This window comes from Streptomyces sp. NRRL B-24572 (assembly GCF_002156145.1).
Classification (GTDB): domain Bacteria; phylum Actinomycetota; class Actinomycetes; order Streptomycetales; family Streptomycetaceae; genus Streptomyces; species Streptomyces vietnamensis.
Map to the genome: position 1 here is coordinate 1 of NZ_MWIG01000050.1, position 10,488 is coordinate 10,488.

Annotated in this window: 12 protein-coding genes; 5 read left to right on the plus strand and 7 right to left on the minus strand. The window is 72.0% G+C overall.

Annotated features, from left to right (window positions below):
- Positions 1–202: 202 nt before the first annotated feature.
- Positions 203–751 (plus strand): GNAT family N-acetyltransferase, encoded by a 549-nt coding sequence (locus CCN56_RS03275; protein WP_086823333.1) that lies wholly within the window; start codon positions 203–205, stop codon positions 749–751.
- A gap of 27 nt (positions 752–778) precedes the next feature.
- On the opposite strand, the gene CCN56_RS03280 is transcribed toward CCN56_RS03275, so the two are convergent.
- Positions 779–1,486 (minus strand): TetR/AcrR family transcriptional regulator, encoded by a 708-nt coding sequence (locus CCN56_RS03280; RefSeq protein WP_086823336.1) that lies wholly within the window; start codon positions 1,484–1,486, stop codon positions 779–781.
- Between the two features lie 127 nt (positions 1,487–1,613).
- On the opposite strand from CCN56_RS03280, the gene CCN56_RS03285 reads away from it, so the two are divergent.
- The 3 genes from CCN56_RS03285 (at position 1,614) to CCN56_RS42920 (ending at position 4,126) form a co-directional block, all read left to right on the plus strand.
- The gene (locus CCN56_RS03285; protein ID WP_086823339.1) at positions 1,614–2,843 is read left to right on the plus strand and encodes a saccharopine dehydrogenase family protein; all 1,230 of its coding nucleotides are present in this window, start codon (positions 1,614–1,616) and stop codon (positions 2,841–2,843) included.
- Positions 2,844–2,982: 139 nt separating this feature from the next.
- Positions 2,983–3,534 carry a hypothetical protein gene (locus CCN56_RS42915; RefSeq protein ID WP_179199663.1) on the plus strand — a complete coding sequence of 184 codons (552 nt, stop codon included), beginning with the start codon at positions 2,983–2,985 and terminating at the stop codon, positions 3,532–3,534.
- Complete coding sequence (locus tag CCN56_RS42920) at positions 3,425–4,126, plus strand: hypothetical protein (RefSeq protein WP_179199664.1); 702 nt, start codon at positions 3,425–3,427, stop codon at positions 4,124–4,126. Before CCN56_RS42915 ends, CCN56_RS42920 begins: the two co-directional genes overlap by 110 nt.
- Here the strand turns inward: CCN56_RS42920 and CCN56_RS03295 are convergent.
- From CCN56_RS03295 to CCN56_RS42925, 6 genes are all read right to left on the minus strand, one after another.
- A complete protein-coding gene (locus tag CCN56_RS03295; RefSeq protein WP_086823342.1) occupies positions 4,048–5,073 on the minus strand; it encodes a TolB-like translocation protein in 1,026 nt (341 codons plus the stop codon). The genes CCN56_RS42920 and CCN56_RS03295 overlap by 79 nt on opposite strands.
- The gene (locus CCN56_RS03300) at positions 5,070–6,374 is read right to left on the minus strand and encodes an MFS transporter (RefSeq protein WP_179199665.1); all 1,305 of its coding nucleotides are present in this window, start codon (positions 6,372–6,374) and stop codon (positions 5,070–5,072) included. Before CCN56_RS03300 ends, CCN56_RS03295 begins: the two co-directional genes overlap by 4 nt.
- Before the next feature lies 1 nt (position 6,375).
- The gene (locus CCN56_RS03305) at positions 6,376–7,257 is read right to left on the minus strand and encodes an alkaline phosphatase family protein (protein WP_086823345.1); all 882 of its coding nucleotides are present in this window, start codon (positions 7,255–7,257) and stop codon (positions 6,376–6,378) included.
- A 377-nt stretch (positions 7,258–7,634) separates the two neighbouring features.
- Positions 7,635–8,912, minus strand: a complete 1,278-nt coding sequence (locus CCN56_RS03310; protein ID WP_086823348.1) for an extracellular solute-binding protein — start codon at positions 8,910–8,912, stop codon at positions 7,635–7,637.
- Positions 8,913–9,338: 426 nt separating this feature from the next.
- Entirely contained in the window at positions 9,339–9,986 is a 648-nt protein-coding gene (locus CCN56_RS03315; protein ID WP_086823351.1) for a hypothetical protein, read from the minus strand.
- On the minus strand, positions 9,983–10,144 hold the full coding sequence (locus CCN56_RS42925) for a hypothetical protein (protein ID WP_179199666.1): 162 nt from the start codon (positions 10,142–10,144) through the stop codon (positions 9,983–9,985). The genes CCN56_RS03315 and CCN56_RS42925 overlap by 4 nt, the downstream gene beginning before the upstream one ends.
- 146 nt (positions 10,145–10,290) lie before the next feature.
- Between CCN56_RS42925 and CCN56_RS03320 the strand changes: the two genes are divergently transcribed.
- On the plus strand, positions 10,291–10,488 hold a 198-nt coding region (locus CCN56_RS03320; RefSeq protein ID WP_143664415.1), incomplete at its 3' end, for a hypothetical protein.

The following is a 10,488-nucleotide window of genomic DNA, read 5'->3' on the forward strand; positions in this document are numbered from 1 at the left end:
GCTCCGGGTGTTCGCCCGGCGGCGGCGCACTCGTCCGGTGGCGCCGCCGCCGGGCGAACACCCGGAGCTGACCGCCGCCGGGCGAACTACCCGGAGTCGACCGCCGCCGGGCGAACACCCGGAGCCGACCGGTACGGCTCATCCGTGGAGCAGGAGAGGGGTCCTTCCCGTACGCGGGGAGGACCTGCTCTAACGTTGCCCCATGCCCACGATGCCGTCACGAGTCGAACTGCACCCGCTCACCCTCTCCGACCAGGAGGAGTTCTGCACGCTCGTGCGGGCCAGCTCCGCACTGCACCGGCCGTGGATGCAACTGCCCACGACCGCGGACGAGTTCCGGGCCTGGATGCGCCGCTTCGACGACGGCACCAACCTGGGTTTCCTGATCCGCGTCCGGGAGACCGGCGAGGCCGCCGGCACGGTCAACATCAACTCGATCATCCGGGGCCGCTACCAGGGCGCCTCCGTCGGCTATGCGGCCTTCGCCCCGTCCGCAGGGCACGGGTACATGACCGAAGGGCTCGCCGCCATCCTGCAGTACGCCTTCACCGAACTGCGGCTCCACCGACTGGAGGCCAGCATCCAGCCGGGGAACAAGGCATCCCTGGCCCTGGTCCAACGCCTCGGCTTCCGCTACGAAGGGGTCTCGCCCGCCTACCTCTACATCGACGGCGACTGGCGGGACCACGAACGCTGGGCCGCCACCGCACCACACCCCTGGACCCCCGACCCGTCCCTCCCCGAGGTCTGAGCCGCACGGCGCCGCTTGTGCCCCGCGCTACTGCCGCGAGGCGGCCAGCTGGGCCTCCGCTCTGACCAGGAGCGTGTCCAGGACGACGGGATAGGCGCTGTCGTTCATCCGGTCCGCGAGCAGGTGCGCGGTCGCGGCGATGTGGGGATGGGTCTCGGCCGGCAGCCGGGCGTAGGTGGTGGTCCACATGTCCTCGTCCGCCTCCCTGATCTCGTCCTTGACTGCCAGAGCGCCCGCGTCCAGGGCGGCGAAGGCCAGGGCCAGGTCGATGAAGGCGTGGTACACGCCGACGGCGGCCGCGTCGCCGAAGCCCGCGCCGCGCAGGATGCCGAGGATCGTCTCGTCCACCTCGATCTCCCGGGGCCGGCCGGTGACGCGGCTGGCGGTCAGCAGGGCGGCCTGGGGATGGGCGAGGTAGGAGGCGTGGATCGCCAGGCCCAGCGCCCGCAGGTCGGCACGCCACTCCCCGGTGGCGGTCCAGCTGTCCAGGGCCCGCCCCATCAGCTCCTCGCCGATGGCCCGGGTCAGGCCGTCCAGACCGGCGAAGTACCGGTACACGGTGCTCGGGTCGGCGCCGAGAGCGGCGCCGAGCCGGCGTGCGGTCAGTCCGGCGCTCCCGTGCTCGCGCAGCATCCGCAGCGCCGTCCGCACGATCAGCTTCTCCGACAGCACGGTGCCCTGCCGGGTCGGCCGCCGTCTGCGCCGTTCCGCCTCCGGAACCACCTTCTTCGGCATCGCGCCACCACCCCGCCGCTCCTCGTGCCCCTTATGCCAACGTCGTAGACCTTAACCGCAGGGGTCGTGTTCCATCGAGGCGTCCCCGGGCGATCGCCCGGACCGGCTCGACGAAATGGTGTGTGACATGCGTGTACTTCTCGTGGGTGCGGGCGGCGTCGGAACCGCCGTCACCCGTATCGCGGCCCGCCGTGACTTCCTGACCCACATGGTCGTCGCCGACTACGACCCGGCCCGCGCGGAGGCCGCCGTCGCCGCGCTCGGCGAGCAGGAGGACCGGTTCAGCGCCCACCGCCTGGACGCCTCCGACGAGGCCGCGGTCCGCCGTCTCCTCACCGAGGAGAACTGCGACGTGCTCCTCAACGCGACCGACCCCAGGTTCGTGATGCCCCTGTTCCACGCGGCGCTCGCCGCCGGCGCGCACTACGTCGACATGGCGATGTCACTGTCCGTGCCCCACCCGACCGCCCCCTACGAGCAGTGCGGGGTCAAGCTCGGCGACGAGCAGTTCGCCCTGGCCGAGGCCTGGGAGAAGGCCGACCGCCTCGCCCTGGTCGGCATGGGCGTCGAGCCGGGCCTGTCGGACGTGTTCGCCCGGTACGCGGCCGACGAACTCTTCGACGAGATCGAGGAGCTCGGTGTCCGCGACGGCGCGAACCTCACCGTCGAGGGATACGACTTCGCGCCCTCCTTCAGCATCTGGACCACCATCGAGGAGTGCCTCAACCCGCCCGTCGTCTACGAGAAGGACCGCGGCTGGTTCACCACGGCGCCCTTCAGCGAGCCGGAGGTCTTCGACTTCCCCGAGGGCATCGGCCCGGTGGAGTGCGTGAACGTCGAGCACGAGGAGGTCCTCCTCATGCCCCGCTGGGTGGACGCGCGCCGGGTGACGTTCAAGTACGGCCTCGGCGACGACTTCATCGCCAAGCTGAAGGTCCTCCGCGACCTGGGGCTCGACTCCACGGCGAAGGTCACCGTCCCCGGCGCGGACGGGCCCCTGCAGGTCTCCCCGCGCGACGTGGTCGCCGCCTGCCTGCCCGACCCGGCCACGCTGGGCGACCGCATGAAGGGCAAGACCTGCGCGGGCACCTGGGTCAAGGGGACCAAGGACGGCGCAGCGCGCGAGGTGTACCTGTACCACGTCGTCGACAACGAGTGGACGATGCGCGAGTACGGTTCCCAGGCCGTGGTCTGGCAGACCGCCCTCAACCCGGTGATCGCCCTGGAGCTGATCGCCGACGGCACGTGGAAGGCGAGCGGCGTCCTCGGCCCCGAGGCCCTGCCGCCCCGCCCGTTCCTGGACCTGCTGGGCGCGTACGGCTCCCCCTGGGGGCTGCGCGAGGAGCACCGGCACTGACGCGGGGCGGGGACCGCACCGGATCGGGTGGAGCCGACACGGCCACTGATCCGGCCGAACTCCCCTCGGACCGAGGCCCGTCGGGGCCTGCCCTGCGACGATGACCGGCGACCATCCCTGCTGCGGAGCAGAGCACAGTGTGACCACGACACACCTGAGTTCGGCCGTCATGACCCACCCCGTACGGCTCGCTCAGGCGAAGGAGCTGGTCGCCCGGCTGGGGGTCGACCACCTGGTCGTCGACCCCGATCCGGACGGCCCGCCCTCCGCCCTCCGCACCGCCCTGGTCGCGTGGGCGGCCGCGGATCCGGGGGCCGGCCACCACCTCGTCGTCCAGGACGACGTCGACGCGCCCGCCGAGTTCCTGGAGACCGTCGCCCGGGCCGCCGCCCGGTTCCCCGACGAGGCGCTCGTCTACTACACCAACCGGCACGCCCGCAACGGCGCCGCCGCCCTCGCCGGCGCCTCCGGGTCCGGGCCGTCCCCGACGAGTTCCCCCCTTCCCCGGCCGTCTGCCTGCCGACCGCGACGAACGCCACGACGACGAACTGTTCTCCGTCTTCTTCCGCGGCCGCGGGCGGATGAGCCTGCTCGCCGTACCGAACACCGTCGAGCACATCGGCGCCGGCAGCATCAACGGCCACGCCGCCCAGGGCATCCGCCTCGCCGTGTGCCCCACCTCGGCCACTGACGCCGCGCCCCTGCTCACCCGGGGCCGCGTCCTGGAGGAGCCGGGCTGGATCCCGTACATGCGCTACGGGGAGGGCTGCATCCGCCTGGTCGGCCAGCAGCACGGTCCCGACGGCGGACGGGGCCACCACCGCCGGCGCGAGGCGCTCCCGGCGACGGGCCTCACGGAGGAGGCGGTCCGCGCAGCCAGGGACGCGCACCTGCCGGAGGGGCCCGCGGCGGAGGTGGCCCGCACCTTCGGCGGGCCCTTCGCCGAGGAACTGTGGATCCACTGCCTGCTGCTCGGACGGCGGGCCGCCCACGCGGCCCACCGCCTCGGGCCGGCCCCGGACGGCGCCCCCGCCGAAGTGCCCGACCGGATGCGGCACTCCGCCCTCGCCACCGAGGGTCCCGCCGGACTCCCGCCCGAGCGCCGCCCCGAGGCGGGCCCGGACGAGGCCCGCGCGATGACGGCCCTGGCCCGGAGCGGCGACCGGGGCGTGAACCGTCTCGTGCGAGCCCCGGCCCCGGCCCGTCACTTCAGGAACGCCGGCGCCAGTGCCGCCGTCAGCAGGCGCTTCGGCGCGCCCGAACCGTCGGCCGGGACGCTGTAGAGGTCGGCGCCGTAGTCGCCCGGCAGGGAGTAGGAGACCGTGCGGCCGTCGAGCCAGACGGCCTGGTCGTCGACGCTGCGGGGCTCGGCGAGCGCGGTCTCCCGCAGGGTGGCCAGGTTCAGGGCGTACTCGTGCCAGGGCGCGTCGACGGGGGCGCCCGCGACGCGCTTCTTGTAGACGATCCGGGTCTCGTCGGGGGAGAGGGACGGACACTCGACGTTCCGGTGGAGGGTGGTGACCGTGCGGGCCGTCAGGTCGCCGCGCACCAGGTAGGTCTGGCCGGCGGTCGCCATGGTGGCGTAGAAGTGCCGGTCGTCGCGGGAGAAGGTGACGCCCCAGAAGTTGGTGTCGGCGGCGTGGTACTCCTTGCCGTCCTTCACCACCCGGAACTCCTCCAGGGACGTGGTGAGCCGGTCCGTCGAGGTGTCCAGGACGGCGGTACGGGTGGAGAAGCTCGCGCTGGCGTACGAGTCGCCGCCGACGAACACCGTCCACGCCACCAGTCGGCCCGACGGCGAGACCCGGGCGCGGGTCGGGATGCCGGGCAGCGGGTAGTGGGCCTGCTCCTTGAGCGCCGAGTCCAGGACGACCGCCCGGTAGGTGTCGTCCACGGCGCCGCGCACGGCCTGCAGACAGATCCCGGTGCCACCGGCCGCGTGGAAGCGCAGGCACTTCACCCCGGAAGCGGTCCGTGGACCGGCGGGCGTGCCGGCCGGCACGGTGACCAGCTCGTCGCGGTGCGGACCCCAGGCCATGTTGCGGAAGACGATCCGACGGTCGGCGCCGGCCGCGAGCGAGACCCGCCCGGATCCGATCACCGGGCCGCCCGCCTGCGGGCGGTCCTTCTCGGCGGCCCGGTCGGCCGCGTGCAGCAGCGACGCGGCGGCCACACCGCCGAGCACGGCGAGCGCGGCGAGCAGGACGAGCAGTTTGTCGCGCATGGTCATACGGGCGTTTCCTCCGGAACGGCGGGGGTGGGCGAGGCGGTGTCCCGGTCCGCGGGCTGCAGGGCGAACGCCGCCGCCGCGCACACCGCGAGCACGGCCGTCGCCGCGCCGACCGCCCAGCGGTCACCCCACGCGGTCCAGGCCGCGCCGAACGCGATCGAGCAGCCGAACCGGGCGAGCGCCTGCCCGGTCTGGATCAACGCGAGCCCGGACGACCGGAGTTCGGCCGGTACGGAGCCGGCCGCCGCGGCCATCAGTACGCCGTCGGTCGCCGCGTAGAAACCGCCGTGCAGCGCCAGGACCAGATAGGGGAGCGCGGGGCTCTGCCAGCCGCTGAGCAGCGCCCCGTACACGAGCAGCAGGGCGGCGTGGCCGCCGAGGAACACCCGCCGGCGGCCGACCCGGTCGGCGAGCCGGCCCAGCGGCACGGCGAGCAGCAGGAAGGCGGCGGCGGTGCCGATCGGCAGCAGCGCGAACCAGCGGTCGGTGACGCCGAGGCGCCGCTGCAGCAGCAGGTAGACGAAGGAGTCGCTGACCGTCGCGAGCCCCAACAGGAAGGCGCACAGGGCGAGTCGGCGCACGTCGGGCACCCGCAGCAGGGCGAGCGCGGCCTTGAGCGAAGCGCGCGGCGCGCCTTCCGCCGGCACGGCCGGGGGCTGGGGACGCGAGGGTACGAACAGCAGCAGGACGAGCACGCCGACCGCGGCCACGCAGAAGCTGACCGTGAACACGGCGTCGTAGCCGTCCGCCACCTGGCGGAGGATCAGAAAGGCGACGAGCGGGCCGATCAGGGCGCCCGCCGTGTCCATCGCCCGGTGCACGCCGAAGGCCCGGCCGCGCGACTCCTCCGGCGACGCGAGCGAGATCAGCGCGTCGCGCGGCGCGGTCCGCAGGCCCTTGCCGGTGCGGTCGGCGGCGAGCACGGCGCCGATCAGCGGCAGTGAACCCGCCACCAGGAGCAGGGGCTTGCACAGTGCGGAGAGGCCGTAGCCGAGGGCCGCCACCGTCTTGTGTCGGCCGCCGCGGTCGGCGAGATGGCCGCCGACGAGCCGGACGAGCGCGCTGAAGCCGTTGTACACGCCGTCGAGCAGGCCGAAGCCGAGCGGCGAGAGGCCGAGCCCGGCGACCAGGTAGAGCGGCAGCACGGCCGTGACCATCTCCGAGGACACGTCCGTGACGAGGCTGACCGTGCCGAGCGCGAGCACGGTCGGGGCGACGGCGGCGCGCCGCCCGGGACCGAGGTCCCGGGCGGCGGCCGTCGCGGCCGTCGCGGGGGTGCTGCGACTGTCCGCTACGTACACGTCAGGGCGTCCAGATGCCGGTGATCGGGGCGGCGTTGGCGGCCTGGCCGGCGTGCGTGGTGCCGTACATGTCCTCGATCGTGCGCAGCAGGTTGTAGTGGTTGTACGTGGTCGCGGACGTGGAGCCCGGGACCACCTGCTGGCCGTAGAGGACGGTCGCGATCTTGTTGCCGGCGAGGCGGTTGTCCTCGTCGAAGGTCACGACGAGCAGGCTGTTGTGGGTCTTCGCCCAGGTCGCGTAGGCGCCCAGGTTGTTCTTCAGCCAGGTGTCACCGGTGGAGACCGAGCAGTCGTGCATGTCGCTGCACAGGTTCGGAACCACGAAGGACACCTGCGGCAGCGTGGTGTAGTCGGTCGGGAACTGCGTCATGGTGTACGCCGACGAGGTCGGGACGTTCGAGAAGCCGAACCACGGGTTGTGCTTGCGCGCGTATTTGCCGCTGCTGCACGTGGTCGAACCCTGGCTGGGCAGCGTCTCGTTGTAGCTCTTCCAGGTCTTGCCCGCGGCGATCAGCTCGGAGGCCAGGTTCGGCGCGGACGAGAAGCCCGGCGTGTAGCAGGAGTCGTCCGTGATGCCCTGGGTGGAACCCGAGAACATCGCGAAGTAGTTCGGCTGGCTGGGGTGGGTCTCGCCGTACGACTGGGTGAGGTTGGCGCCGCCGGCCTTCAGGGAGTTGATGTACGGGGCGCTGGAGCTGCCGATGATCTGGCTGTAGGCGTGGTTCTCGAAGACCACGACGACCACGTGGTCGGGGGTGGGGACGGTCGCCGCGGCCTGGGCCTGCGACGTGCCGCCGACGCCGGCCCACAGGCCGATCGACGCGGCCGCGAGGCCGAGGGTGGACAGAAGGGCGGTGCGGCGTTTTCTGGGCGCGCCGGGCACGACTACCTCCGGTTGAGGGTGATGGCTACGGGAGCGGTGCAACCGGCAGGCTAGGAGTGGTCATGTCAACTTTGAAGGTGTTCCCCGTGAAGACCCGGGAAACGTCTCGTGCTTCCGTTCCCGGAGTGCCCGAGGTGTCGATTTCGTGGGGGATCGTCGCCGCCGAGTTCCACCGCCGACTTTCCGAAGCGGTGCGAACCGCCGATCACGGACAATTCTAGTCGCGGGCGGAAGGGCGGGCACCCGGCCGAGAGGGCCGACGGCACCGGTGACGGGACGGGGGCGGTCGTCGCCCCGCGCACCTTGTGGGTGCTTCGCGAGCGACGACAGAGGCGTCGGGTCGACGCCGCGCCGGTCTCCGCGGGTTCCGGAGACCGCTACCTCTGCTGCGTTTCGTCCTTGACCTGCTGGGCGATCTGCTCCAGTACGGCCTTGGGGTCGGCGGAGGGCGCGACGGCCTTGCCGATGTTGCGCTTGATGGTGTTGCTCGCCTGGAGCCAGGACGGTTCGTCGACCGGGTAGAGCTGGGCACTGCGCAGTGCGGTCAGGAACTGCTCGGCGCTGTGGTCCGCCGCGGCGTACTGGGACGCCTCGGTGGCGGACACCGTCGACGGCAACAGGTGGTAGCGCTCCGCGAAGTCGCTCAGGTTCTTGTCCTCGTAGACGAAGTCCAGGAACGACCTCACCAGTTCGTGGTTGCCGTCGTGCCTGAAGGCCATCATCCAGTCGGCGACGCCCGCCGCCGGCGGCGTCCGCTCGTCACCCATCGTGTCCGACACCGGCATCCGCAGCGTGCCGACCTTCATGCCCTTCGCCCTCGCCTCGTGCAGGAGCGAGGGGTAGCCGTTGACCATGCCGACGTCGCCGCGCAGGAAGGCGGCGAAGGCGTCCTGCCGGTTGAGCTGGGCCGGCGGGATCGGGCCGGTGAGGGCCGGCGTGACCAGGTTGTCCTTGATCCAGTTGAACGTCTCGGCGTTCTGTTCGGACGCGATGTTGTAGCCGCCGCTTTCGTCGGTGTACCCGCCGCCGTTGCTCAGTTCCCAGATCAGGGCTTCGGCGTGTGCCTCCTCGGGGCCGAGCGGCAGGGCGTACGGGTAGAGCACGCCGTCCTTCTTCAGCGCCTTGGCCGCCGCCTTCAGGTCCGACCAGGTCTTCGGCGGCTTCGCTCCGGCCTCGTCGAACAGCTCCTCGTTGTAGAAGAGCAGTCGGCTGCTGGCCACGAAGGGCAGGCCGTACAGGTTGCCGTTGATCGTGCCCGCCGCCGCGAGCGGCCGCAGGAAGTTCGCCTCCGCCCTGACGGACAGCACCTCGCTGGCGGAGTAGAGGCGGCCCTGCGCGGCGAAGTCGGAGTACGCGCCCATCAGGGCCACGTCAGGGGCGTCGTCCCCCTCGACCATGCGGGTGACCTCGCGGTCGATGTCGGCCCACGGGTAGAGCGTGACCTCGACCTTCTTGCCGGGATGGGCGGCGGTGAAGGCGGCGGTCAGTTTGTCCCAGTACGCCTTGGAGCTGGTCGCCGGGCCGGTGCCGTACTCGGGGGCCACCAGACGCAGGGTCGTCGCATCGCTCTCGGACGAGCCGCAGGCGGTGACGAGGGAGCCCAGCAGTCCGAATGCGGCCACGGAGACGGTCATGCCGAAAGGTCTTGGTCGCATGGGTTTTTCCTCTTGCTTTTTTGGACAGTGCGTCGGGAATCATCTCCTGGTCAGAGGGCGTATTTCGCCTCCTACCGAACGGTTGTGGCATAGCTCCAACAGGGAAGATTCCGCTTGGTGTCTTCCGATGTACCGGCGCTCATTTCATCGCGCGTAGAACTCTCCACGGTGTCCAAGGCGACTCCGACGAGGCACATTGACGACCCGCCCGAACAGACGCTGTTCAGGCCGAACCCTCGTGGTCGCCGTCCGACCGGCGTGGAGAGGGCGGCTCGCGTACGCCTGCCGACGGAGCGGCTCGAACGGAAGGCTGCCGCGGCGAGGGCCGCACGGCGGGCGAAGCGGAAGAACAGGGGTGCGGCAGCCGGAGGCTCTGCTCCGGGGCACGGCGGGAACGCGGACGATCGAGGAGGCCGTGAAGCGGTCTCAACGCCCGGTCGCGCCGAGGAACACCACCGCGCCGGTGATGACGAGAACGGCGGAGAGGAAGGTGTGGCGCCGAGCCTTGCGCAGCTTCTCCCGCACGATCCACGCGTGAGCCGTCGCCAGCAGCCACCGCAGGTACGGGTCCGTCCGCGCGATGTTGCGGTGGGCCGTGGCAAGCCCGCGCTCCAGGGCCGCCCGTTCCTCCGCTCCGGCGGTCGGTATCCGCCGGGAGATCTCCATGGCGATCCGGCGGTGCCGCAGCAGGCCCTCGACATCCGTGGCCACGGAGCCGAAGTAGTAGCCGGGCGCGGCGTCGAGCTGCTCGCGCAGCCCCTGCAGGGCCGGCGAGGCGAGGACCGCGGGGGTGGTCAGAGGCGGTACGAGGACCTCACTGGTCTGCCACATCGCCCAGGCGATGCCGAGAAGGGCCACGAGCAGGCCGCCTCCGGCCCAGAGCGCGTGCGCCCAGTCCTCGATCCGTCCCACGGCGAGCAACGGGCCCCCGCCGAGCAGCAGCGCGCCGACGGCGCCGGTGGACGCGAGGGTCCACCGCGCGGCCTCCCGGCTGTCGGCGACGGAGTCCAGCGGCGAGGGCAGGGCGTCGAGGACCGCCGCGCCGGAGTCCCCGGCCGTCGACGGAGCGCTCACGGCGACTCTCTGCGGAACACGACGCCCAGCGGACCGGGATCGCCGTCCGGCAGGTCCACGTACGGCACCCAGACCTCCCCGTCGAAGTACTCGAGCAGGCCGGCCTCGTTGACCCGCACCGCGTTCGGCTGCGGGGGCTCTTCCGGGGCGTCCGACATGAACTCAGTATGGCAGGAGGCACAGTTGGCGTGATTGCCTCGGAGGCGTACACCCGACATCCTGGCCGCGCAGGACCGCGTACGGGTGATACGAGTGATACGGGTGATCAGGACCGGGCGCAGGCGCGAACGCGACGGGGGCTCACGTGATCAAGCTGTCGATCGGCGCCACGAACGTGACGTGCGACATCGGGGGCGTCAGAACCTCACACGTACCGAAGGCACCGAGCCGGCGCACGGCCGATCTGCTGTGGCGGCTCCGCAGGGAGCCGTCGGACGAGCTGTTGCGGGAGACGGGCACCGCGCTCGCCGACCGCTTCCTGGACGGCCCCGCCGGCCGGGCC